Origin of the sequence: Micromonospora sp. CP22 (assembly GCF_009712475.1) — a bacterium.
Classification (GTDB): domain Bacteria; phylum Actinomycetota; class Actinomycetes; order Mycobacteriales; family Micromonosporaceae; genus Micromonospora.
Genome location: NZ_VCJO01000002.1, coordinates 244,165 through 268,175, shown reverse-complemented (window position 1 = coordinate 268,175; position 24,011 = coordinate 244,165). Strand labels below are relative to the sequence as shown.

Here is a 24,011-nt window from a genome sequence, read left to right as displayed (position 1 = left end):
ACACTGGTGACCTTCCGCCGTACGCCCCGGTGGTCCGGAGGTAACCGATGGACGTGCTTCGCAGGTGGTGGCCGGTGACGGTGGTGGTCGCCCTGCTGGCCGCCGTCACCCTGGCGACCACGCACTCGTCGATCGGTGCGAGCCGGATACCGCCCGCAGTCAAGGACGCGCCCTTCGTACTGGAGTACCCGAGCGGGGAGCCGCGTCCCTCGATCCCGGTCGAACCCCGCGAGGCCGCCGAGGAGACCCGTACGCACATTCCATCCTGGCTCGGCACGGTGGCGGTGGCGATACTCGGGCTGGCACTGCTGATCGCCCTCAGTTATCTGCTCTGGACCGTGGCGCGGGGGGTGGCGCGCCGGGTCAGCCGGGCGTTGCCCGCGCAGCCGGTCCGGCGCAGCGCCGAGGGCACCGCCGCCGAGGTGGTGGCGGCCGTCGACGCCGGTCTGGTCGACCTGGACGACCGCGACACCGACCCACGGACCGCGGTGATCGCCTGCTGGGTACGCCTCGAGGAGGCGGCAGCCGCCGCCGGGGTGCCCCGGCTCACCGGGGACACCCCCACCGACCTGGTCACCCGGCTGCTCCGCGGAGACCCGTCCAATGGCGTGCCGGCGATCGTGAGCGCCGACGTGCTGGCCGAGTTCGCGAACGTCTACCGCGAGGCCCGCTACGCCACCCGGCCGGTCGACGAGCGGACCCGGGACCAGGCCCGGGCGGCGCTGCGGCGGCTGCGCGGTGAACTCACCGAACCGGCCGAGCGGGAGACGGTGTGAGCAGCACCAGCATCGACGACCTGCTCAGCTTCTCCGAGGAGCGGCCGGTCCAGCACGAGCCACGGCAGGGTGGCCGGCTGCGTACCATCGCCGGGGCGCTCGGTGTCACCGCGGCGGTCACCGTCGTCGCCGTCGCCGTACTGCGTGCGATCGGGCTGCGGGTGTCGCTGCTGGTGTTGGTCGCCGCCGTGGTCGCGTTGCTGGTGGTACGCCGGATCGTCGGCCACCTGGCCCCACCTCCGAAGTCCGCCCAGGGTGGAGCGTCGTCGCGGGGTGGCGAGGAACCCGGCGTCTACAACTGGAACGCCCGGGATGCGCTGCGCGTCGCGATCAACGGGTGGGCGACTCCGCTGGAGTGGTCCAAGACTCGCCCGGAACGCTTCACCACCGTGATCCTGCCCCGGTTGGTCGAGTTGGCGGACGAGCGACTGCGCCTGAAACACGGCGTCACCCGCGAGCAGGATCCGGCCCGAGCCCGGATCCTGCTGGGTGAGCGCCTGTCGACATTCCTGGAAACCCCACCCCGCCGCACCCCTTCGCCGCGCGACCTCGCGGCGATCGTCGCCGAACTGGAGAAGATCTGATGAACGACGTCGGCCGGACGATGCCCCCCATCGAGGTAGGTCGCCTCGCTCGGGCGGTGCTGGACGCGGTGGGCCAGGTCGTGGTCGGCAAGCGGGACGCCCTGGAGCTGGTGTTGGCCGGCATCCTCGCCGGTGGGCACGTGCTGTTGGAGGACCTGCCGGGGTTGGGCAAGACGCTCACCGCGCGGTCCTTCGCCCAAGCGCTGGGGCTGGACTTCCGCCGCCTTCAGTTCACCCCCGACCTGCTGCCCGCCGACGTCACCGGTTCGTTCCTCTACGACCAGCGCAGCGGTGACTTCACCTTCCGGGCCGGGCCGGTCTTCACCAACCTGCTGCTCGCCGACGAGATCAACCGGACCCCGCCGAAGACCCAGTCGGCCCTGCTGGAGGCGATGCAGGAGAAGCAGGTCTCGGTGGAGGGCGTGACGTACCGGCTGGACGAGCCGTTCCACGTGCTGGCCACCGCCAACCCCATCGAGTACGAAGGCACCTACCCGCTGCCGGAGGCGCAGTTGGACCGGTTCCTGCTGCGGGTGTCGTTCGGCTACCCGGCGCAGGACGAGGAGTGGGAGGTGCTGCGTCGACGGATGGCGCGCCGCCGGGAGGAGGCCGACATCAAGCCGGTCGTCGACGCCGGCACCCTGCGCGCCATGCAGGCGGCGCTGGAGGACGTCATGGTGGAGGACTCGGTCGGCCGGTACATCGTGGCGCTGACCGCGGCCACCCGCGAGCATCCGTCGGTGCTGGTGGGCGCGTCGCCGCGCGGTTCGTTGGCGCTGCTGCTGCTGTCCCGGGTACGGGCGGTGCTCTCCGGGCGGGACTTCGTGATTCCCGAGGACGTCAAGGACGTCGCGGCTCCGGCGCTGGCGCACCGGATCACGCTGCGGCCGGAGATGTGGCTGCGCCGGGTCGATCCGTCCTTCGTCGTCGGTGAGGTGCTCGACGGCACCCCGGCTCCGGCCAGCGGCGCGCTGCCCAGCTACGCCGCCGGTCGGCAGGGAGACTGACCCGGCGTGACTGCACCGGACCGCCCGGCACCGCCCAACTGGACGCCCACCTGGGCGTTCGGCCGGGCGGTGCTGCTCACCGGCCTGCTCCTGGTCGCCGCGGTGCTGCTGGGGCGGGTGGATCTGATCGTGCTGGCCGTCCCGTTCGCGCTCGGCACCGCGTACGCGTTGCGGCGTCGACCCGTCGACCTGCCCCGGGTGTGGCTCAGCGCCGACGAGGACCCGCTGGTGGAGGGTGGTCGGATGGCCGGGACGGTCAGCGTCGGCAACCCGGGTGCGGTCCACTACGACGTGGCGGTGCTGCGTACCCGGATCTCACTGTGGCTGCGGGTCGACCGCGTGGGCCTGGCCGGTAGCGCCGTCGTCGGGTCCGGGCGGTCCGGTGCCGGTCAAGCGACGGTGGCGGATCGTCCGTTCGTCACGTCGGTCGCCCCGGACACCGCCGTCGACCTGGAACTGACCGGCACCGCGCTGCGGTGGGGTCGGCATCCGCTGGGCCCGGCGGGTGCCCGGGTCGCCGCCGCGCAGGGCCTGCTGGTCTCGCGGGCGGTGATCGTCGAACCGGTCCGGTCCAAGGTGTACCCGAAGACCGAGCCGTTCGAGGCGGTCGAGGCGATGCCCCGGGCCGCCGGTCTGGTCGGTGCCCACCACTCACGTCGCCCCGGCGAGGGGGGCGAACTGGCCGGCGTACGGGTCTTCGCCCCCGGTGACCGGTTGCGCCGGATCGACTGGCGGGTGTCGCTGCGGGCCCGGCAACTGCACGTGGCGGCCACCCTCTCCGACCGGGACGCCGAGGTGGTGGTGCTGCTCGACGTGCTGGCCGAGGCGGGACGCTCCGGCGGGGTCACCGGTACGGCGTCGGTGTTGGACACCACGGTCCGGGCGGCGGCTGCCATCGCCGAGCACTACCTGCACCGGGGCGACCGGGTGGCGTTGCTGGAGTACGGCCCGAGCGCCCGGCGGTTGCGCCCGGCGACCGGACGCCGGCAGTACCTGACCGTGCTGGAGTGGCTGTTGGACGTGAAGGCGCAGTCCTCCCCGCACGAGCCGTACGACCAGGTCTTCGGGCCGCAACTGCTCTCGGCGGACGCGCTGGTGGTGGTGCTCACCCCGTTGCTGGAGGAGCGGTCGGCGCAGATGTTGGCCCGGTTGGCCCGTTCGGGACGGTTCGTGGTGGCCGTCGACACGCTCCCGGCGGACCTGCCCCCACCGAAGGACCGGGGCTGGGTCGAGGTGGCGTACCGGCTGTGGCGGCTGGACCGGGACACGATGATCGCGCAGCTACGGGAGCACGGGGTGCCGGTGGTGCCGTGGGCCGGTGCCGGCAGCCTCGACCAGGTGTTGCGCGACGTGGCGAGGCTGGCCACCGCCCCCCGGGTCGGTGGCCGGTGAGCGCGAGGAATGTAGCGCAGCGGAGTCCCGCAGTCGCGAACGAGAGGCCAGCTCGGTGAGCGCGAGGAATGTAGCGCAGCGGAGTCCCGCAGTCGCGAACGGAAGGCCAGCTCGGTGAGCGAGATGGTGGGGTCGATCGTCGGGCGGGTCCGCGCGCTGCGGACGGCCGCGACGCGGATCTCCCTGGCTCCCCTGCTGATCCGGGTGGGGATCTTTCTCAGCGCACTTACCGGGTTGCTGCTGGCGTACCCCGTGGAGGTCGTGGTCGGGGAGGCGCTGGGCCCGCTGGTGGCGGTCGCGGTGCTGCCGGCCCTGATGCCGCGCCGGCTCTGGCCGACCTTCGCCGCGTTGGTCACGGTCGGCGGGTGGCTGCTCGCCACCGAGGGGTACGACCGGCCGATCGCGCTGTGGCGGCTGCTGGCGGTGGCGTCGGCGCTCTACCTGACCCATACGCTCTGCGCGCTGGTGGCCGTGTTGCCGTACGACGCCGTGCTGGACCCGGACGTGATAGTGCGTTGGCTCACCCGTGCCGCCGGCGTGTTGCTCGCCACGTCGGTGCTCGGCGTGCTGCTGCTCGAACTGGCCGACGTCCGGGCCGGTGACGGAGGCTGGCAGGTGGTCACCATCGCCGGTCTGCTGCTCGCCGTCGGGGTGACCGCGTTGCTGGCTGGGCTGCTGCGACGCAGGTGACGCGGGGGCCTGGAGTGCCTCCGAGCGTGAGCGCTGCCACCGCCTCAGGGTTGCTCCCACCAGCCGCGTTAGCGGCGTCACAGCGGGCTTGTGCTCGGTCACAGAAGCCGGCCGCGCCGGGATTACTGCTGCCGGTGGGGGAAAGATGGAGGTGTGAATCCGAAGCGGATCCTTGTGGTGGGCGCCGGGCACGTCGGTCTCTACGCGGCGCTGCGCCTGTCGAAGAAGCTGAGTTCCCGTGAGGCTGAGGTCGTGGTCGTCGACCCCCAGCCGCACATGACGTACCAGCCGTTCCTGCCCGAGGCATCGGCGGGAAACATCTCCCCACGGCACGCCGTGGTGCCGCTGCGCCGGGAGTTGCGCCGGTGCACGGTGGTGGCCGGTGCGGTCACCCGAATCGACCATGCGAACAAGACCGCCACGGTGCAGCCGATCGTCGGCCCGCCCCGCGAGATCACCTACGACCACGTGGTGGTCGCCCCGGGCTCGGTCTCCCGGACCCTGCCGATCCCCGGGCTGCACGAGCACGGCATCGGCTTCAAGACCATCGGTGAGGCCATCTATCTGCGTAACCACGTGCTCGAACAGCTCGACGTGGCCGCCGCCACGACCGACCCGGACGTGCGCCGTCGTGCGTTGACCTTCGTCTTCGTCGGTGGTGGGTACGCGGGCATCGAGGCGTTGGCCGAGATGGAGGACATGGCCCGCCACGCGCTGAAGTACTACCCGGAGCTGAACGTCAAGGACATGCGATGGGTGCTGGTCGAGGCCACCCAGCGGGTGCTGCCGGAGGTCGACCGGGACATGGGCGCCTACACGGTGCAGCAGCTGTTGAAGCGGGACATGGACCTCCGCCTCGACACCCGGTTGGAGTCCTGCGTCGACGGGGTGGTCAAGCTCTCCGACGGGGACAGTTTCGCCGCGGACACCATCGTCTGGACCGCCGGCGTGAAGCCGTCACCGATGCTGGACGCGACCGACTTCCCCCGCGAGGAGCGCCGCCGGGTCACCTGCCTGCCGACGTTGCAGGTGGTCGACGGTGACCGCGTGGTCGAGGGCGCGTGGAGTGCCGGTGACTGTGCTGCCGTACCGGACCTGACCAAGCCGCCGGGCAACTACTGCTCGCCGAGCGCGCAGCACGCCGTACGCCAGGCGCAGCGGATGGCCGACAACATCGTCGCCGTGATCCGGGGCCGGGAGCCGGTCGCCTACAAGCACAAGCACGCGGGCAGCGTGGCCAGCCTCGGTCTGCACAAGGGTGTCGCCCAGGTCTACGGCATCAAGATGACCGGGTGGCCGGCGTGGTTCATGCACCGGACGTACCACATGAGCCGCATCCCGTCGCTGAACCGGAAGGTCCGGGTGGTGGTCGACTGGACGTTGGCGTTCGTCCTCAAGCGCGAGGTGGTCGCCCTCGGCCAGCTGCACGACCCGCGCGAGGAGTTCGCCGAAGCGTCCCAGCCACCGGCCAAGGTGTAAGGAAGGGCCCCTTCTTATCGTCTCCGGTAGAGCAGGGGCCCCCTTTTAACAGCCGGCCATTCGTTCGGGCGGCTTCAGACCCGCCAGAACCAGGCGTCGCTGATCCGGGCCGACGGGCCGTACAGCGCCTCCAGCGTCAGGCGCAGGCTGTCGGCGTGCGCGGTGTCGGCCGCCAGGACCACGCACGAGGCGCCCCAGTGCTCGACGTCCGCCGCAGCCTGTCGGCGCTGCTCGTCGCCGACGACCGGCCGGAGGCCGCTGCGGGCCACCTCGGCCAGCAGCGCGGAGGTGGGTCGTGGGGCGACACCCATCGCGGCGCTGCCGCCCCGACCGTGCGGGCCGATGAAGAATCCCTCCGGCATGCCGAACTCGGCGTTCGCGGCGGTCGCCCACCGCATCGGCCAGGGTTGCTTCGGTGTGGCCAGTGGCACCGGCACCAGGACCCCACCCGGTTCGACACAGGCCCGCCAGTGGCCATCGGTGATGAACTGTGGAACCGGCGGCCGGTGCGCGGTGGGCAGCGGTGCCGGGAGCAGCGGCACCACCGCCACGGCGACCGCGACCAGGGTCAGCCGACGGGTGCGGCCCCGGGCACGTAGCGCCCGGTCGACCGCCGACACCAGGAGCGTCGCGATCAGCGGCGGGGCGGCCAGGGCGAACCGCATCGGCAGCGCACCGTCGACCACCGGAAGGCCGGCGAGCAGCGCGTACGGCCCGGACACGCCGGTGCCCTCGCCGTCGAGGACCACCTCGGGGCCGAGTGACAGCGCGCCCATCACCACAAGGCCGACGGTGCAGGCCAGCACCAGCGGTCGACGTCCCAGCCAGATGGCGCACCCGATGGTGACCACCAGCAGCGGCCAGCCCAGGAAGGTGTTGTACTCGGCCGGACCGGTGCTCAGGTCGGCGGAACGCTCGTCCCCGAGCAGGGACAGCGGTGAGATCGCCCACCAGCTGGCCAGGTCGGCCGAGAAGTAGTGCGGGCTGAACATGCCGTCGGCGACGCCGAGGGGACCGGCGAACTGGAACCACAACGGGTACAGGAGCACCAGCAGGGCCAGCCCGGTGGCGAGGGCCATCGCACCGGCGAAGGCGGGTAGTGCGCGACGAGCCAGGTCACGGTCCACGACGATGATCGTCAGCGCCATCACCAGCAGGGTGAGCGCGGTGAGGAACAGCACCTCCTCACCGATGAGCACCTGGGCGGTGACGGCGGCGGCGAGCCCTGCTGAGGAGGTGGCGAGCCGACGCCGGTCCGCAGCGGCGGTGGGCCGAACGGCAGCCGCCCCGGGCCGGACGGCGGGGTCGGCGGCCCGCAGCAGGCGTACCACCAGCCAGACGATGACCGGCAGCAGCCACTGCGCCGTCATGTGCAGGTGACTGTTGCTCTGCGACACCATCCCGGGAGCGAAGCCGCACAACGCGCCGCCCAGCGCGGCGGCGGCCCGGTGGGCCCGCAGCATGCGGCTGAACAGTAGGTACCAGGCGGTGGCGGTACCGGCGAGGTTGACCGACACCAGCAGGACGAAGGTGACCGGAGCGCCGAACAGCAGGGTGACCGGGGCGAACAGCACACCGAGGGCGATCACCGACGTGTTGGCCATCAGGTTGACCCCGTCCGGGGCGTTGAGCCGGTCGGTGGCCAGACCGACGTCGCCCAGCAGCGCCCGCGCGTCGACGGCCAGGAACCACTCGTAGAGCACCTGGTCCTCGGGGTTGAGGGCGAGCACCAGCCCGCTCGGGTCGGCCCAGAGCCGGTGGGTGAGGATGCCGGCGAGCGCCGCGAAGAACAGCCCTGCCAGCAGGTCGGCGCGGTGCTGAGCGACGGCCCGGACCCAGCGCCGCAGCGGCTGCGGGCGTACCCGGGTGAGGGGGTGACCAACCGATGTCGCCACGTCCTCGGTGGGGGCGGTGGGTGGGCCGCTGCTCACGGCCTCGACCCTAGCTGCGGTGATCGACGGGGGACGCCGCAGCGGCGACGAACCCGCTACCGTGTGCACTGCACCGTGCGTGTCGGCGCGTCGGTGTCACCCGCCCGGGTGGTGGAACGGCAGACACGGCCGCCTTAAAAGCGGCTGCCGCAAGGCGTGCGGGTTCGACCCCCGCCCCGGGCACTCTCAGCGATCGCTCAGCCTTCCCGTCGCCATCGGGTCGTGCCGGGCGTTTACTCTTGTATGGCGCGTTGACGTGCCACGACCCCCTTAGGGAGGCCAGTAAAGTGAAGACTTCGAACCCGGTGCTCGCTCGGCTCGGTCAGGCGGCCGAGCGGGAGCGGGCCGCCGGGTACGCCCCGTCCGGGCCGTACGGACAGCCCGGCTACCCCCAGCAGTACCCGCCGCAGGCCGGTTACCCCGGCGCGCCCGGCTTCCCGTCGGCCCCGCCGGCGGTCACCCCCATGTCGATCGACGACGTGGTCGTCAAGACGGTCACCCTCCTGGCCATCGTCGGCGTCGCCGCCGCGGCGGCGTGGGCGTTGGTGCCCGACGCGCTGCTCGGCGTCGCCTGGATCGGCGCGGCCGTCGTCGGCCTGGTGCTCGGCCTGATCATCTCGTTCTCCCGGATGGCGAACCCGGCGCTCGTGGTCGCGTACGCGGCCGTCGAGGGTGTCCTCGTCGGAGCGGTGAGCAAGTTCTTCGAGTCGATGTACGACGGCATCGTGCTCCAGGCGGTCACCGCCACCTTCGGTGTCTTCTTCGTGATGACCATGCTCTACAAGGCGCGGGTCATCCGGGCGACGCCGAAGTTCGTCAAGGGCATGATCGCGGTGATGGCGGGTCTCTTCGCCGTCATGCTGATCAACCTGGTGCTGGCCATGTTCGGCGTCAACACCGGCCTGCGTGACGGCAGCCCGCTGGCTATCGGGTTCAGCATCGTCTGCATCGTGGTGGCCTCGTTGAGCTTCGTGCTCAGCTTCAAGGAGGTCGAGGACGGCGTCCGGATGGGCCTGCCGCAGCGCTACTCCTGGGTGGCCGCGTTCGGCATCCTGGTCAGCCTGATCTGGCTCTACATCGAGATGCTGCGTCTGCTGAGCTACTTCCAGGGCGAAGACTGACCTGGTCGTCGCCGACTGACCGACTGGTGCCCGCCCCACCCCGGGGCGGGCGCCGTCGTCATCCCGCCCGTTGAATCCTGGGCGCCGATCACACCGTTCGGCACCCGCCGGGACGGTGGGGCGGGTGCGTAGAGTTCGGGGGGTGGAGACGGACGCTGGGGCTGAGGTGGCGCGGGGGGTCGAGCTGTTGGTCCGGCAGGTCGGCCACTGGCAGCAGCCACGGTGGTCGGCACCCGCGTCGACCGGCAACGTGTCCCGGGCGGATCTGGTGCACCGGCTGGTGCAGGAGATCGCCAACCTGGCGGCGGACGCAGAAGGGCAGCCACGTCGAGCCGTACCCCGGCTCGACAACGACCTCGCCCTGCCCGACCAGCTCCGGGTGGTGACCGCCGACCTGCTTGCCGCCGACGCGGGCGAGGAGGCGCTGGCTCGGGCCGCCACCGAGGTGGCGGCGACCCGGGCCGCGCTCTAGCCACCAGGGACGCGCACCGGCCGCGACCGGCGGGCCTGTCGTCAGCTGAGGCGCTCGATGACCATCGCCATGCCCTGCCCGCCGCCGACGCACATGGTCTCCAGACCGATGGTCGCGTCGTGCCACTGGAGGGCGTTGAGCAGCGTGCCGGTGATCCGGGCGCCGCTCATCCCGAAGGGGTGACCGACGGCGATCGCGCCGCCCATCACGTTCAGCTTCTCCTCCGGAATGCCGAGCTGGCGGTACGACGGGATCACCTGGGCGGCGAACGCCTCGTTGATCTCGACCAGATCGACGTCGTCGATGGTCATGCCGGCGCGTGCGAGCGCCTGGCGGCTCGCCTCCACCGGACCGAGGCCCATGATCTCCGGGGACAGCGCGGTGACTCCCGTCGACACGATCCGCGCCAGCGGGGTCACGCCCAGTTCCTCGGCCCGCTGGGCGCTCATCACCACCACGGCGGCGGCCCCGTCGTTGAGCGGGCAGCAGTTGCCGGCGGTGATCCGGCCATCGGGGCGGAAGACCGGCTTGAGCGCGGAGACCGCCTCCAGGGTCACCCCGGCGCGGGGGCCGTCGTCGGCGCTGACCACGGTGCCGTCGGGCGTGGTGACCGGGGTGATCTCGCGGGCCCAGAAGCCGTCGGCGATCGCCTTCTCGGTCAGGTTCTGGCTGCGTACGCCGAAGGCGTCCATGTCCTCGCGGCTCACGTCGTACACCTGGGCGAGGTTCTCGGCGGTCTGCCCCATGGACAGGTAGACGTCGGGCAGCGCGTCGCGTTCGCGCGGGTCGGTCCAGACCGGCGCGTCGGCCTCGGCGCGGGCCTTGGACAACTCGCGTGCCTGCGCGAAGCGGGGATTCTCCCAACCGCCCCCGACCAGGGCCTGAGCCTCCGGGGGCAGGCCGTCGGAGCTGCCGCGGGCGTACCGGGAGACCATCTCGACACCGGCGGAGATGAAGACGTCTCCCTCACCGGCGCGGATCGCGTGCATGGCCATCCGCGTGGTCTGCAACGAGGAGGCGCAGTAGCGGGTGAGGGTGGCGCCGGGCAGACCGTCGAGACCCATCAGCACGGCGACCACGCGGGCCATGTTGAAGCCCTGTTCGCCGCCGGGCAGGCCGCACCCGAGGTAAAGGTCGTCGATGTGTCGCGGGTCGAGCTGCGGCACCTTGTCGAGGGCCGCCTGAACGATGGTGGCGGCCAGATCGTCCGGGCGGAGTTCGCGGAGGGACCCCTTGTGGGCTCGGCCGATGGGGGAGCGGGCGGTGGCGACGATGACGGCGTCGCGGGACGACTCAATCGGCATACCGCCACGTTAACTCGCCGGTAACTTGCAGCGGAAGTTTTCTGGCAGCCGGAAATGTCACCCCGCGCCACCCGGAACGACCGCCGAGTCGCTCAGTGGCGGGAGGCGATGGCCGCGGCGGCGACCACCGCCGGCAGCAGAGCGTGGGCCCAGACCCGGTAACCGTCGGCGGAGGGGTGGTAACCGTCGTGGCAGAAGGTGCCGGCATCGGCCCGGAACACCGGGCCCGTCTCGGTGGCCAGGTCGACCACCGACCCGCCGGCGTCGAGCACCGCAGCGGTCTGCGCCTGGGCGACGCGACGTCCCATCCATCCGACGACCTGCCGCAGGGGCGACGCGATCGCGCGTACGGCGCCGAGATCCGGGCAGGTGCCCACCACGACCTCGACACCGGCCTGGCGCAGCCGGTGCACGGCCGCACCGAGGTAGGCGGCGGCCTCGGTCGGACGCCGCATGCTGGTGACGTCGTTGGCACCGACCAGGATGACCGCCACGTCCGGCCGTTCACCGAGCAGCGCCCGAGCCACCTGGGTGGCCAAGTCGGTGGAGCGGGAACCGGAGACACCGACGCTGGACAGGTGCACCTGACGCCCGCCCGGCCCTTCGGCGAGCAGCTCCGCCAGTTGCCCGCCGATGGTGTCGCCGAGACGGTCGACACCGACGCCGAGAGCGGAGGAGTCACCGAGCAGCACCAGGCGCAGCGGTGGGGTGCCGGCCCGCCCGACAGTCGCCCGCAGCGCCAGTCCGAGTTCGGGTTGGGCGTATCGACGGTTGCGCGCCACCACGGCCTCGCCGGCGAGCACCGCAGCCCCGCCGAGCGCGCCGGCGAGCAGAGAGAGCGCGGCGGTGCGGGCGACCCGCGCGGCGACCCGGCTGCCGTGAGGGAGGGCGGTCATGGCGTCACCCTCGGGTCTGCGTCGAAACCGCATCGCCCCCTGATCCGCTCGGTCATGAGAATCCTTCCGCTGCCGGTGAGTCGACGGTGGGTGCCGGCTGTGGCATCGGCGCGATCCCGAAGCGCCGCCGCCGACGCAACTGCGCCCAACGACCGGCCGGACCGCTCTCGCTGCCACGGACCTGCGTGCCGCTGACCTCCGTCCCAGGGTGCCGCGCCGCCTCCTGCGCGGCCTTCGGCAAAGACCGTACGCCTTCGCGGCGGGTTGGCGTAGGTCTGCGTTCGGCACCGTGCCCCAGAGCGGAGATCACGGTCGGCAACAGCGCGGCGGCAGCCGCCGCGTATCCGTCCGCGGAGGGATGAAACCGGTCCCAGGCGAACATCCGCCCCGGCTCGGCGTCGAACCGGGGACCGAGCAGGTCGCCGAGGGAGACCGTCCAGCCTCCGGCGGAGACCACCGCGACCGTCTGCGCTGCGGCGAGTTGCCGGCTCCACCGGCGGGCCAGCCAGCGCAGCGGCGGCTGGATGGGGCGGATGGCGCCCAGGTCGGGGCAGGTGCCGACGACCACCTCGGCACCGGCCGCGCGCAGCGCGCGGACCCCCTCGACGAGGTAACGCACGGCCAGGGCCGGCGGCGTACGGTTGGTGACGTCGTTGCCGCCGATGAGGATGACCGCCACATCGGGGTCGCATTCCAGGGCCGCCTCGACCTGGAACTTCAGCCCGGCCGAGATGGCACCCACCACCGCGAAGCGGTGCAACCGGACGGGTCGTTGGAGGCGTCGGGACAGACCGGTGGCCAACAGCGCGCCCGGCGTCTCCCGCCGTCGGTGTACCCCGTAACCGGCGGCCGACGAGTCGCCGAGGATGACCATGGTGATGGCGGGCCCGGGGAACTTCGCGCCGTAGACGCCGTCGCAGCGCGGTGGCGGTGCCTCGGCCATCGGAATGGTGCGCCGGGCCTGTCGGGCCTGCCCGAAGAGCACCCCGGTCGTCGCTGCCGCAGCCGCCACCGTGGCACCCGTGCCGATGGCCGCCAACCGGGCCACCCGCAGGGCGCGCTGCCAGCGCGGACGATCCGGTACGACGGAACCAGCGAGCCCCATACCGTGACACTAGCGCGGCCCTCCGACGTCCCGCTGTCATCGTCGCGGCGCTCCGGTGCCTGGAAAACGACTGTGCTGGGTACCTGGGTGGACAGTGTTGCGGCGGGGCGTCACGCTGCACGTGGAGAGGAGCACGACGATGGCTAAGACGTTGAAGCGAGGTGCCGCGTTCGTGGCCCTGGCCCGGGCGATGACCGCCGGTGCCCGGGGCGGGCCGTCCCTCGGCGCCCGGCTCGGGGCGCTGCCCAGGATGATCGCGGCCACCGCCCGTGGCCAGTACGACGGTGGTCTGCGGCTGGCCATGATGACCGCGGCCACGGCGTACATCGTCTCGCCGATCGACGTGGTGCCGGAGATGTTCCTCACGGTCTTCGGGCTGATCGACGACGCGGTGATGGTCACCTGGCTGGCCGGCGCGGTGCTGGCCGAGACCGAGCGCTTCCTGGAGTGGGAAGCGCGACGCAGCACCGTGGTCCCCGGCCACGTGGTCCCCTGACCGACGTACTCTGGGCGGGAATTCCACCTGACTCACCCGCCCGGCCTGGCGTGCCGGTGCCGGAGCAGAAGGGCACGAAGAGGTGCAGTACTACGACAACGTCGTCGAAATGATCGGCAACACGCCGCTGGTACGGCTACGCAACGTCGCCGAGGGCATCCAGGCGACGGTGCTGGCGAAGGTGGAGTACGTCAACCCCGGCGGGTCGGTGAAGGACCGGATCGCGTTGCGCATGGTGGAGGACGCCGAGGCGGCGGGGCTGCTCCGCCCGGGCGGCACCATCGTCGAACCGACCAGCGGCAACACGGGCGTCGGGTTGGCTTTGGTCGCCCAGCTCAAGGGCTACAAGTGCGTCTTCGTCTGCCCGGACAAGGTCAGCCAGGACAAGCAGGACGTGCTGCGGGCGTACGGCGCCGAGGTGGTGGTCTGCCCGACGGCGGTCGCGCCGGAGGACCCCCGCTCCTACTACAACGTCTCCGACCGGTTGGCCCGGGAGATCCCCGGCGCGTGGAAGCCCGACCAGTACGCCAACCCGGCGAACCCGCGCTCGCACTACGAGACCACCGGCCCGGAGCTGTGGAAGCAGACCGAGGGGCGGATCACCCACTTCGTGGCGGGGGTGGGTACCGGCGGCACGATCTCCGGCATCGGGCGCTACCTGAAGGAAGCCTCCGGCGGCACCGTCAAGGTCATCGGCGCGGACCCGGAGGGTTCGGTCTATTCCGGCGGCACGGGTCGGCCGTACCTGGTCGAGGGGGTCGGTGAGGACTTCTGGCCCGAGACGTACGACCGGGACATCGCCGACGAGATCATCGAGGTGTCGGACAAGCAGTCGTTCGAGATGACCCGGCGGTTGGCCCGCGAGGAGGGACTGCTGGTCGGTGGCTCCTGCGGTATGGCGGCCGTCGCGGCATTGGAGGTGGCCCGCGCCGCCGGACCGGACGACGTGATCGTGGTGCTGTTGCCGGACGGCGGTCGCGGCTACCTCTCCAAGATCTTCAATGACGAATGGATGGCCCGGTACGGCTTCCTCGACGCCTCCGGTTCCGAGCCCACCGTGGCCGAGGCCCTGGCGGGCAAGCCGGGCGGCCTGCCCGAGCTGGTGCACGTGCACCCGACCGAGACGGTCCGCGACGCCGTCGACTACATGCGTGAGTACGGCGTCTCGCAGTTGCCGGTGCTGAAGGCCGAACCGCCGGTGGTGACCGGCGAGGTGGCCGGCTCGATCGCGGAGAAGGATCTGCTCGACGCGCTGTTCACCGGCCAGGCGCAGCTGCACGACACGATCGAGCGGCACATGGCACCGCCGCTGCCCATGATCGGCGGTGGCCAGCCGGTGAGCGAGGCGGTGAACCTGTTGGAGAAGTCCGACGCCGCGCTGGTGCTCATCGACGGCAAGCCCAAGGGTGTCCTCACCCGCCAGGACCTCCTAGCCCACCTCGGCGCCCGCTGAAGGTGCAAGGAAGGGCACCTTCTTAACGCGTGGTGTATAGCAAGGGCCCCCTCTTAACGCCGCCCTCGAATTCGCAAGATCGAGTGTTAAGAAGGTGCCCTTCCTATACCGCAGGCGTTAAGAAGGTGCCCTTCCTTACAGAAGCAGGGTGTAGCGGAGTTGGGGGACGGGGATGGTGCCGATGAATTCGTTCTGTTCGGTACCGGTTGGCTGCCAGCCGCCACGTTCGTAGAAGCGGCGGGCGGCGACGTTCTCGCGGAGCACCCAGAGCACCGCGCGCCGCCAGCCGCGCTCCCGCATCCCGGCCAGCGCCTCGATCATCAGCTCCCGGCCGACGCCTCGACCGCGCTCGGCGGGGGCAAGGTGGATCGCGCAGAGTAGCCCGGTGTCCGGCCCCTCCTCGTCGTCCGGGCCGGAATAACTGAACCCGACCAGAGTGTCGTCGCGTACCGCCAGGGTCATCCAGTGGCTGTCGCGTTCCCATTTCCATCGCTCGGCCCAGTACTCGCCCATGGCCTGCGGCGTCGGGTCGGCCAGCGCCTCGGGCGGCAGGAAGGACGAGTACGTGGCGACCCGGGAACGTTGGTGCAGGGCACCGACCGCCATCAGGTCATCGGGAGTCGCGGCACGCAGCGTGACGGTCACCCAGCCGAGGGTACCCGTCGGGGTGGCACCTGAACCGTGGTCAGATCCTCGGCGACCACCAGGTCACCGTCGAAATGCCGACGTGCCTCGTCGACGAAGCGGGCCGGATCGGTGTACCGCTGGGAGAAGTGGGTGAGCACGAGTGTGCGTACCCCCGACTCGGCCGCCACCCGCGCGGCCTGACCGGCGGTGAGGTGCCCGAACTCGGCGGCCAGCGCCGCCTCCGACTCCAGGAATGTCGACTCGATGACCAGCAGGTCGGCGTGCTCGGCGAGGGCGTACACCCCGTCGCAGAGCGCGGTGTCCATCACGAAGGCGAACCGCTGCCCCGGCCGACGCACGCTCACCTCCTCCCGGGTGACCCGGCGTCCGTCGAGGTCGAGGTGGCCGGTGCGGTGCAGCTCGCCGACGGCAGGCCCGGCGATGCCGTACGCGGCCAGCCGCTCCGGCAGCATCCGACGCCCGTCCGGCTCCAGCAGCCGATAGCCGTACGTCTCGACGCGGTGCCGCAGCCGCCGTGCCTCCAACGTCACGTGGCGCAGCGCGATCCGCTGCCCGTCCGTCTCGATGGGTTCCACGGCCAGTTCGGCGGTCTCGTGGAAGGCACTGGCGTGCCGCAGCCGGTCGAAGTAGTCGACACCTCCGGCGGGGAAGTGCACCGCCACCGGGCGGGGCACCCGGTCCAGGGACAGCCGCTGGATGATGCCGGGCAGGCCGAGGCAGTGGTCGCCGTGGAAGTGGGTGACGCAGATCCGGGTCAGGTCCGTGGCGGTGACGCCGCTGTGTTGCAGTTGCCGCTGGCTGCCCTCGCCGGGGTCGAAGAGGATCACCTCGTCGTCCCAGCGCAGCACGTAGCCGTTGTGGTTGCGGGTTCGGGTGGGCACCTGGCTCGCGGTGCCGAGCACCACCAGTTCGCGCATGGACACGGCCACCTCCGGTGCGGATGAAAAGCGACCCCCGGGGCTTCCGCGCTGACGCGCGGGCCGGCTGGACTGGGCCGGCACCCCGGGGGTCGGGTGGCTGTCGTGGTTTCGCCGCACCGCTGCCACACGGCCTCGACGACTCTTACCGTGGCCCACCCCTGGGGGTGAGCGTCACTGTCGAGGACAGCGGCTAGCGGACAGCCACCTCACGAGTCCGATTGCTATACAAGTCTGGACCACCTCCTTTCCCGTGTACCGCCACGCTATCGAGCTGCCGGTTCACCAGCAACGGATTTCGATCACACCGCCGGTCGGGCCGTCGTCAGCCCTCCGGGACGATGCCGATCGGGCCCTCGCGGGGGCCGTCGGCGCTGGCCGGCTGCACCGCCAGCGACGGGAAGTCGGCGAGGTCGCCCTCCGGCTCCGCGTCCCATTCGGGGAACACCAGGTCGCTCTGGAGGTACAGACAGAGCAGCTGGGCCAGGTGGCGCAGCCCTTCCAGGTGGGTGCGCTCGTGACCGTGGGTCGCGTCGACACCGAAGCCGAGCAGCGCCACCCGGGCGTGCGCCCCCGCCTCCACCGCCGCCGCCACGTCCGAGCGGTAGTAGTCGAAGACGTCCCGGACGAGATCGACACCGTGTTCCCGGGCGATCGCCGCCAGGTTGCGGCTGAGGTGGTAGTCGAACGGCCCCACGCCGTCGCCCATCGCCAGGGTGGCGGAGTGCTCCCGGGACTGCTGCCCGGGGGCGACCACCGCCGCGTCGACCGAGACGATCTCGGCCACGTCGGGGTCGAGGCCGTGGGACGCGCCGTGGCCGATCTCCTCGGTCACGGTGATCAGCAGATGCGCGGTCACCGCCGGTTTCACCCCGGCGTCGACCATCGCCTTCATGGCGGTGAGCACCGCCGCCACGCCGGCCTTGTCGTCCAGGTGGCGGGACTTCACGTAGCCGCTGGGGGTGACCGTCGGGTTGGGCAGGAACGCCACGAAGTCGCCCGCGTCGATGCCGAGTGCTCGCAGCCCGGCGATGTCCTCCACCGGCTCGTCGACGCGTACCTCCACCTGCTCCCAGCCGATGCCCTGGAGGTCGACCGCCTCGTTGTAGCGGTGACCGCTTGCCTTGAGCGGCAGCACCTGACCGGTGATCACCCGATCCAGGTCGTCGGTGAAGATCCGCACGTGGGCGCCTTCGGCGAACCGGGCGCTGTGCGTGCCGATCGGCTTCAGCTCCAGCCGACCGTTCTCCTTCAGCCGCTTGACCATCCCGCCGATGGTGTCGGTGTGCACCACGATGGCCCGGTCCGCCCCGGTTTCACGGGGGCCGGGCAGGCAGGCGCTCAGCGCGCCCCGGCGGGTCAGGGTCGACGGAATGCCGAGCGCCGACAAGCGCTCACCGACGTACTGCTGCACGTGGTCGGTGCGTCCCGACGGACTCGGGATATCGAGCAGCTCGACCAGCACCTGGCGGAGATAGTCCAGGTCGATGGGGAGCGGAGTGGTCTTGCGTACGGTCATGCCCCAGATGGTGCCGCACCGGCCGGGGTCCACAGCCGCTGCGGTGCCCGAGTCCCGGGAAAGAGTAGATCCACGAAGCGTTCGGCGGTCGGCTGCGGCTCGTGGTTGGCCAGCCCCGGCCGCTCGTTGGCCTCGATGAAGACGTGCTCGGGTTGGTCCGGTGCCGGGACCAGCAGGTCGAGCCCGGTGACCGGGATGTCGATGGCACGGCTGGCGGCCACGCACGCCTCGGCGATCACCGGATGCAGCTCCCCGGTCACGTCGTGGATGGTGCCGCCGGTGTGCAGGTTCGCGGTGCGTCGCACGGCCAGCAACTGCCCCTCGGGCAGGACGTCGTGCAGTCGGTAACCGGCCTCGGCAACCACGTCCCGGGTCATGTCGTCGAGCGGGATGCGGGACTCGCCACCGGTGGCGGCGGCCCGGCGGCGACTCTGCCGCTCGATCAGCTCGGCGATGTCGTGCACGCCGTCACCGGTGATCGAGGCGGGCCGGCGTACGGCGGCGGCCACCACCTCGTGATCGATCATGATGACCCGCAGGTCCTCACCGGCGCACAGCTCCTCCAGCAGCACCTCGGGGCAGAACCGGGCGGCCAGCGCCACGGCGGCGGCCAGCGCCTCCGGGGTGCGTACCCCGACGGTGATGCCCTGGCCCTGCTCGCCCCGGGCCGGCTTGACCACCAGCTGGCCCACCTCGGCCAGGAACTCCGCGTCGGCGGCGTCACCGGTGGCGGTGCGCCCGCGCGGCACCGACAGGCCGGCCTCGGCGAGGATCCGGCGGGTGACCCGCTTGTCGTCGCAGCGGCTCATCGCCACCGCCGAGGTCAGCTCGGACAGCGACTCCCGGGTGAGGATGGTCCGGCCGCCGCTGGTCAACCGCAGCTCCCCCCACTCCGGGTCGGTCACCTCCACCCGGATGCCCCGCCGCATCGCCTCGTCGGCGACGATGCGCGCGTACGGGTTGAGCCCGTCGTAGCCGACCGGCATGGCCGGCAGGAACAGTCGCTCGTTGATCGGGTTCTTCCGCTTCACGCAGAGCGTGGCGGTGCGGTAGAAGCCGAGCCGCTCGTAGAGCCGGACCGCCCCGGCGTTCTCGGCCAGCACGGACAGGTCGACGTACGCGCGGCCCCGGGCGACCAGCCGGGCGGCCAGCTCGGTGATGAGCGCCTGCCCGGTCCCCGGCGGGGCCTGGTTGAAGTCGACGGTCAGGCACCACAGGCTGGCGCCGTTGTCCGGATCGTCGAAGACCGCCACGTGGTCGATGCCGGTGATCGTGCCGACGATCTCGCCACTGGCCGCCTCGGCCACCAGGTGCAGGAAGCGGTCGGTCGCGGCGTTGTCGACCAGCACGTCGACCGGGGCGGTGACCATGCCGTTGGCCGCGTAGATCCGGTTGACCGCGTCGGCGTCGGCGGCGTCGCGCAACCGGCGGATGCGTACCCCGGGCAGCTCGTTGCGGCCGTCGAGCGGTGCCGGGATCTCGGCGGTGCCGGCCTCCTCGCTGGTGCCCGACCCGACCTGCGGTCCGCGACGCTCCCCGCCGAGTGGCAGTCGGTAGGTCAGGGACGGGTCGATGAACAGCTCGTCGGGCAGCCGGGAGACCAGCACGTGTGGATCCCGCAGATAGATGCAGATGTCCCGGGCACCGGCCGCCTCGGAGCGCAGCACGTCGGCGACCGCGGCCTGGTCGGCGAAGGTCTGGCCGAAGACCAGCCGTCCCCACCCGCAGTCGAGGATGACATCCGTACCGGTGTTCGGGCGTTCGTCGGCGGTCGGACCGGCGGTGCCGCCCGTGGCGACCGGGTCGCCGCCCGGTCCGACCCGCTCGTACCGTCTGCCGGTGCCGCGGCCCCGATCTGTCCGGGCGACTCCGGTGGCCAGGGTGTCGGTCACAGTCAGTCGATTCCGTGGCTCTGGAGCCACATTTCCAGGAGTCCGAGTTGCCACAGCTTGTTTCCGTTCAACGGGGTCAGTTCGGCGTTGGGGGCGTCGAGCAGGGCGTTGACGTAATCGGCGCGGAACAGGTCGCGGCGGCGGGCCTCGGGGGCGTACAGCGCGTCGCGTACCCGGTCGAGGAGCTTGCCCTCCAGGTGCGTCAGGCCGGGCACCGGGAAGTACCCCTTGGGCCGGTCGATGACCTCGTGCGGCAGCAGGCGGCGGCCGATCTCCTTCAGCACACCCTTGCCACCCTGCGCCAGCTTCAGTTCCGGCGGGCAGGCGGCGGCCAGCTCCACGAACTCGTGATCCAGGAACGGCACCCGGGCCTCCAGCCCGTGCGCCATGGTCATGTTGTCGACCCGCTTCACCGGGTCGTCGGTGAGCATGATCTGCGTGTCGATGCGCAGACCGGCGTCGACCGCGGTCTGCGCGCCGGGCCGCGCCAGGTGGGCGGCGACGAACTCCCGGGCCGGGTCGCCGTCGGTCAACCAGTCGGGGTTGAGCACCCGGGCCAGACCGGCGCCGTCACGGTCGAAGAAGGCCCGAGCGTACGTGTCGAGGGCCTGCTCCCGGCCGACCTGCGCCAGCGGTGGATACCAGTGGTAGCCGCCCAGGATCTCGTCGGCACCCTGACCGGACTGCACCACCTTGACGTGCCGCGACACCTCCTGGCTGAGCAGGTAGAAGGCGACACAGTCATGGCTGACCATGGGCTCGCTCATGGCCGCGACGGCCGCTTCCAGCGGCGGGACCAGATCCTGTGCGGCGACCCGGATCTGGTGGTGGTCGGTGTCGAAGGTCTTGGCGACCACGTCGGAGTAGCGGAACTCGTCACCCTCCCGGCCGCCGACCGCGTCGAAGCCGATGGAGAACGTCGAGAGCCCACGCTGCCCCTCCCCGGCCAGCAGGGCGACCACCAGGCTGGAGTCCAGGCCGCCGGAGAGCAGCACGCCCACCGGCACGTCGGCGACCATCCGACGGCGTACGGCGGTGGTGAGCGACTCGTGCAGCGCGTCCTGCCAGTCCCGCTCGGACCATCCGGCGTGCTCGTCGCGGCGCAGGAACGGCGGATCCCAGTAGACCCGCTCGTGGCTGCGGCCGTCGGCCTCGTATACCCGGACGGTGGCCGGGGGCAGCTTGGCGACCCCACGCAGGATGGTGCGCGGCGGCGGCACGATGCTGTGGAAGCTGAGGTAGTGGGCCAGCGCGACCGGGTCGATGGTGGTGTCCACCCCGCCGCCGGCCAACAGCGCCGGCAGGGTGCTGGCGAAGCGCACCACCCCGGCGGACTCGGCGAGGTAGAGCGGCTTGATGCCGAGCCGGTCCCGGGCCAGGATCAGGCGGCCGGTGTCGCGCTCGCTGATCGCCACCGCGAACATGCCGACAAGGTGGTCGACGAAGTCGAGCCCCCACTCGGCGTACGCCTTGATGACGACCTCGCTGTCGCCGCTGGAGAAGAAGTGGTGCCCCTTGGCGGCGAGTTCGGCCCGCAACTCGCGGTAGTTGTAGATGCAGCCGTTGAAGACGCCGGTCAGGCCGGCGGCCGAGTCGACGATCGGCTGGCTGCTGGCCGCCGACAGGTCGATGATTTTCAGCCGCCGGTGGCCGAGGGCGACCGCCCCCTGTGACCACACTCCGCTGCCGTCAGGCCCTCGATCGCACATGGTGGCGGCCATCCGCTCCACCGCCGCGACGTCGGCGCGTGACGCGTCCCGTCGGAACTCCCCAGCCAGTCCGCACATGTGAGCCCATGCTGCCAGAGGATGTTGCGATTTGCCTGTTGAGACCATGACGGTCGTGTAACAGCATTGCTAGAATCCGCGCCCCGCGATCAAGTGGCTGACACGTCGGCAGCCGCTGTGCGATTTCGGTCTCCGCGTGGCGTCTGCGGCTTTTGGAGTACCCGCGCGGGTGTGACAAACGCCGCAACACCGGGGGGCGGGTCCTCGCGTACCCACGTCGACGGCCGGCCCGCCGAAAGTCGGCAGACCGGCCGGTCACGTCACAACCTGTGTGGTCTCAGCCCGCAGTACGGGCCACACCGACCGGGCAGCTCAGCCCGTTCGGGCCGTGGTTGCAGTAGCCGTTGGGGTTCTTGGTCGGCGCGAGATACTGCTGGTGGTAGTCCTCGGCCAGGTAGTAGTCGCCGAGTCGGGCGATCTCCGTGGTGATCTCGCCCTTGCCGGCGCGGGCCACGATCGGCGCGAACGCCTCTCGCGCCGCCTCGGCGGTCGCGAGCTGCTCGTCCGTGGTGGCGTAGATCGCGGACCGGTACTGGGTGCCCACATCGTTGCCCTGGCGCATGCCCTGGGTCGGGTCGTGGTTCTCCCAGAAGACCTTCAGCAGATCCTCGTAGCTGATCTTCGTGGGGTCGAACACCACCTGGACCACCTCGGCGTGCCCCGTCATCCCGGAGCAGACCTCGTCGTAGGTCGGGTTCGGGGTGTAACCACCCGCATAGCCCGCAGAGGTGGTGAAGACACCGGGCAGGGTCCAGAACAGGCGCTCGGCCCCCCAGAAACATCCCATGCCGAACACGGCCACCTGGTGGCCCTCGGGGAACGGGCCCTTCAGCGGGGTCCCGAGCACCTCGTGCCGGTCGGCCACCGGCATCGCGATGGGACGGCCGGGCAGGGCCCGGTCGGGTGAGATCATCTCGGCCTTCATACGGCGGAGGAACACGGTGGGACTCCTTTCGTACCCTTCCCCGCGTGCAACACAGGTGGGCCATGCTTCCTTACCCGCCGCACCGTCGGTCAGGCTGACCGGCGGGTCGCTCGGCCGGTTCACGCTCCCAGGGCGGCGCTGATCCGGTCGGCGTGGGCCGTCGCCTCCGCGTCGTCGGCGTAACGGGTACGCGGCCAGAAGAAGCCCCGTAGCCCGTCGCCCTTGGTCCGGGGTACCACGTGCGTGTGCAGGTGCGGCACCGACTGGGACACCTTGTTGTTCATCGCCACGAACGTGCCACCCGCGCCCATACCGGACTCGACCGCCACCGTCATCCGCCGTACCAGGCCGAAGTAACCGGCGAGGGACTCCGGCGGCAGGTCGGCGAGGGTGACCACGTGGGCGCGGGGCACCACCAGCACATGCCCCTTGAACACCGGCCGGGTGTCCAGGAACGCCACCCCGTCCGGCTCGTCGGTCACCCGGAACGCCGGCACCTCACCGGCCACGATCCCGCAGAACACACACCCCGCCACCCGGCCAGACTAAGACCGGAACGCTGTCGCCGCCGTTGCGGTCACAGCCGATCGAGGTACGCGTCCCACTCGTCGTCGACCGACGGGGCCGGACCGTTGTCTCCGTTCGCCAGCCGAGACCGGATGTCCGCCTCCCAGTCGAGAGCCCACCCACGCAGCTCAACAATCCTCGGGTCGGTCAGTCCGTACGCGGCGAATGTCTCGTCGTCCAGCTCCCCGATGGCACCGAGCCTGTCGGCCAACTCCTCCAGGGAGAAACCGGCTGTGTGTCGAGCACCCAGCCGCTCCAGGTCCCGCCAGGCCAGGCAGCCGTTGGCGGCGTGGATGTCGATGTAGTCGCGGTGGGCCGCGCGCTCGTGAAGCGCTCGCATCTTGAGGCCGACCGCATCGTCGAAGGCGAGAACCGGTCCAAGGCTGAGCATGGTGGGTGGACCGATCGCCTCTTTCAACAGGTCCACCTCGCATGCCTCTTCTGTCGCGGTGACCAGCAACCGCGCCATACGAGGGGTCGCCTCGACGATGTGTGCGCCGAATCCTGCCGTGACGTACGCATCGACGAGGCGGTCGGCGACAATCGGTAACGGCAGCGGGGTCGACGTCGCGAAGTCGATGTCCCGGGACGGACGTTGGACCAGCTCGTAGCACCGAGGGCGTAGCCGCCAGCTAGGACGAGCCCGAGATCGTCGCCGGCAGCGAAGCCGACACGGAGTAACCGGAGGTGTAGTTCATCCACGCTCAGGAAACGAGCTCGGGAAGCCGACGTTCCCAGATCGCGATCAGACGCCTGGACGTGAGCCGCCTGATGCGGGGCCAGTCGTGGCGGAGCAGCGTCGCGTTGACGTAACGGATGATGTCGTCGCGTTGGCCGCAGTCCAGCAGTGTCCGGTACAGAGTCAGCCGCTGGCGTGGGTCGGAAACCTCGAACTCGCTCAGCCCTGACCAGGCCAACCGCAGGGGCAGGGCGACCCGGCCGTGCTCCGGCCCGGTGAGCTGGTCCAGTGACGTCGGAATGCGATCGGCCACGCCGGCCAGGCGAGACGGCAGCGTTTCCGGCGGACTCATCGGCCCAGTATGACCCAGC

23 protein-coding genes and 1 tRNA gene are annotated in these 24,011 nt (G+C 71.2%); 11 read left to right on the top strand and 13 right to left on the bottom strand.

The features are described 5' to 3' along the window. Window positions 1–47: 47 nt before the first annotated feature. The 6 genes from FF096_RS04575 (at window position 48) to FF096_RS04550 (ending at window position 5,928) form a co-directional block, all read left to right on the top strand. Window positions 48–776, top strand: a complete 729-nt coding sequence (locus FF096_RS04575; RefSeq protein WP_155215114.1) for a DUF4129 domain-containing protein — start codon at window positions 48–50, stop codon at window positions 774–776. Beyond that, on the top strand, window positions 773–1,360 hold the full coding sequence (locus tag FF096_RS04570; protein WP_309222676.1) for a hypothetical protein: 588 nt from the start codon (window positions 773–775) through the stop codon (window positions 1,358–1,360). The genes FF096_RS04575 and FF096_RS04570 overlap by 4 nt, the downstream gene beginning before the upstream one ends. Next, entirely contained in the window at window positions 1,360–2,367 is a 1,008-nt protein-coding gene (locus FF096_RS04565; RefSeq protein WP_155215113.1) for a MoxR family ATPase, read from the top strand. Before FF096_RS04570 ends, FF096_RS04565 begins: the two co-directional genes overlap by 1 nt. 6 nt (window positions 2,368–2,373) lie before the next feature. After that, complete coding sequence (locus tag FF096_RS04560) at window positions 2,374–3,759, top strand: DUF58 domain-containing protein (protein ID WP_309222675.1); 1,386 nt, start codon at window positions 2,374–2,376, stop codon at window positions 3,757–3,759. Window positions 3,760–3,882: 123 nt separating this feature from the next. Further along, complete coding sequence (locus FF096_RS04555; protein WP_155215360.1) at window positions 3,883–4,449, top strand: hypothetical protein; 567 nt, start codon at window positions 3,883–3,885, stop codon at window positions 4,447–4,449. A 153-nt stretch (window positions 4,450–4,602) separates the two neighbouring features. Continuing rightward, the gene (locus tag FF096_RS04550) at window positions 4,603–5,928 is read left to right on the top strand and encodes an NAD(P)/FAD-dependent oxidoreductase (protein WP_309222674.1); all 1,326 of its coding nucleotides are present in this window, start codon (window positions 4,603–4,605) and stop codon (window positions 5,926–5,928) included. A 74-nt stretch (window positions 5,929–6,002) separates the two neighbouring features. Here FF096_RS04550 and FF096_RS04545 read toward each other — a convergent pair whose 3' ends face one another. Next, window positions 6,003–7,859, bottom strand: a complete 1,857-nt coding sequence (locus tag FF096_RS04545; protein WP_309222673.1) for a hypothetical protein — start codon at window positions 7,857–7,859, stop codon at window positions 6,003–6,005. A gap of 102 nt (window positions 7,860–7,961) precedes the next feature. On the opposite strand from FF096_RS04545, the gene FF096_RS04540 reads away from it, so the two are divergent. The 3 genes from FF096_RS04540 (at window position 7,962) to FF096_RS04530 (ending at window position 9,452) form a co-directional block, all read left to right on the top strand. Beyond that, a tRNA-Leu gene (locus FF096_RS04540) sits at window positions 7,962–8,042 on the top strand. 104 nt (window positions 8,043–8,146) lie between these two features. Beyond that, entirely contained in the window at window positions 8,147–8,980 is an 834-nt protein-coding gene (locus FF096_RS04535; RefSeq protein ID WP_309222672.1) for a Bax inhibitor-1/YccA family protein, read from the top strand. Window positions 8,981–9,122: 142 nt separating this feature from the next. Continuing rightward, entirely contained in the window at window positions 9,123–9,452 is a 330-nt protein-coding gene (locus tag FF096_RS04530) for a hypothetical protein (RefSeq protein ID WP_309222671.1), read from the top strand. Between the two features lie 41 nt (window positions 9,453–9,493). Here FF096_RS04530 and FF096_RS04525 read toward each other — a convergent pair whose 3' ends face one another. The 3 genes from FF096_RS04525 to FF096_RS04515 all read right to left on the bottom strand — a co-directional run bounded on the left by FF096_RS04525 (window position 9,494) and on the right by FF096_RS04515 (window position 12,757). Next, window positions 9,494–10,756, bottom strand: a complete 1,263-nt coding sequence (locus FF096_RS04525; RefSeq protein ID WP_155215111.1) for an acetyl-CoA C-acetyltransferase — start codon at window positions 10,754–10,756, stop codon at window positions 9,494–9,496. A 92-nt stretch (window positions 10,757–10,848) separates the two neighbouring features. Further along, window positions 10,849–11,652 carry an SGNH/GDSL hydrolase family protein gene (locus tag FF096_RS04520; protein ID WP_155215110.1) on the bottom strand — a complete coding sequence of 268 codons (804 nt, stop codon included), beginning with the start codon at window positions 11,650–11,652 and terminating at the stop codon, window positions 10,849–10,851. Window positions 11,653–11,704: 52 nt separating this feature from the next. Beyond that, window positions 11,705–12,757, bottom strand: a complete 1,053-nt coding sequence (locus FF096_RS04515) for an SGNH/GDSL hydrolase family protein (protein WP_155215109.1) — start codon at window positions 12,755–12,757, stop codon at window positions 11,705–11,707. 139 nt (window positions 12,758–12,896) lie between these two features. Here FF096_RS04515 and FF096_RS04510 point away from each other — a divergent pair, with 139 nt between their 5' ends. Both FF096_RS04510 and FF096_RS04505 read left to right on the top strand, forming a co-directional pair. After that, window positions 12,897–13,253: a YkvA family protein gene (locus FF096_RS04510; RefSeq protein ID WP_155215108.1), complete on the top strand. Its 357-nt coding sequence runs from the start codon at window positions 12,897–12,899 to the stop codon at window positions 13,251–13,253. A gap of 82 nt (window positions 13,254–13,335) precedes the next feature. Continuing rightward, a complete protein-coding gene (locus FF096_RS04505; protein ID WP_309222670.1) occupies window positions 13,336–14,706 on the top strand; it encodes a cystathionine beta-synthase in 1,371 nt (456 codons plus the stop codon). Between the two features lie 135 nt (window positions 14,707–14,841). On the opposite strand, the gene FF096_RS04500 is transcribed toward FF096_RS04505, so the two are convergent. The 9 genes from FF096_RS04500 to FF096_RS04460 form a co-directional block, all read right to left on the bottom strand. Next, the gene (locus tag FF096_RS04500; protein WP_309222669.1) at window positions 14,842–15,351 is read right to left on the bottom strand and encodes a GNAT family N-acetyltransferase; all 510 of its coding nucleotides are present in this window, start codon (window positions 15,349–15,351) and stop codon (window positions 14,842–14,844) included. Beyond that, window positions 15,348–16,277, bottom strand: a complete 930-nt coding sequence (locus FF096_RS04495) for a ribonuclease Z (RefSeq protein WP_309222668.1) — start codon at window positions 16,275–16,277, stop codon at window positions 15,348–15,350. The genes FF096_RS04500 and FF096_RS04495 overlap by 4 nt, the downstream gene beginning before the upstream one ends. A 319-nt stretch (window positions 16,278–16,596) precedes the next feature. Then, window positions 16,597–17,790 (bottom strand): osmoprotectant NAGGN system M42 family peptidase, encoded by a 1,194-nt coding sequence (locus FF096_RS04490; RefSeq protein WP_155215107.1) that lies wholly within the window; start codon window positions 17,788–17,790, stop codon window positions 16,597–16,599. Beyond that, window positions 17,787–19,682, bottom strand: coding sequence for an N-acetylglutaminylglutamine synthetase (gene ngg / locus FF096_RS04485; protein ID WP_309222667.1), 1,896 nt, complete (start codon window positions 19,680–19,682; stop codon window positions 17,787–17,789). Before ngg ends, FF096_RS04490 begins: the two co-directional genes overlap by 4 nt. A 2-nt stretch (window positions 19,683–19,684) precedes the next feature. Further along, window positions 19,685–21,469, bottom strand: a complete 1,785-nt coding sequence (locus FF096_RS04480) for an N-acetylglutaminylglutamine amidotransferase (protein WP_155215106.1) — start codon at window positions 21,467–21,469, stop codon at window positions 19,685–19,687. Between the two features lie 277 nt (window positions 21,470–21,746). After that, the gene (msrA, locus tag FF096_RS04475) at window positions 21,747–22,409 is read right to left on the bottom strand and encodes a peptide-methionine (S)-S-oxide reductase MsrA (RefSeq protein WP_309222666.1); all 663 of its coding nucleotides are present in this window, start codon (window positions 22,407–22,409) and stop codon (window positions 21,747–21,749) included. A 104-nt stretch (window positions 22,410–22,513) separates the two neighbouring features. Then, window positions 22,514–22,930 carry an HIT family protein gene (locus FF096_RS04470; protein ID WP_309222665.1) on the bottom strand — a complete coding sequence of 139 codons (417 nt, stop codon included), beginning with the start codon at window positions 22,928–22,930 and terminating at the stop codon, window positions 22,514–22,516. Window positions 22,931–22,971: 41 nt separating this feature from the next. After that, the gene (locus FF096_RS04465; protein WP_155215105.1) at window positions 22,972–23,565 is read right to left on the bottom strand and encodes a hypothetical protein; all 594 of its coding nucleotides are present in this window, start codon (window positions 23,563–23,565) and stop codon (window positions 22,972–22,974) included. 100 nt (window positions 23,566–23,665) lie between these two features. Continuing rightward, the gene (locus tag FF096_RS04460; protein ID WP_155215104.1) at window positions 23,666–23,992 is read right to left on the bottom strand and encodes a hypothetical protein; all 327 of its coding nucleotides are present in this window, start codon (window positions 23,990–23,992) and stop codon (window positions 23,666–23,668) included. Window positions 23,993–24,011 lie beyond the last annotated feature (19 nt).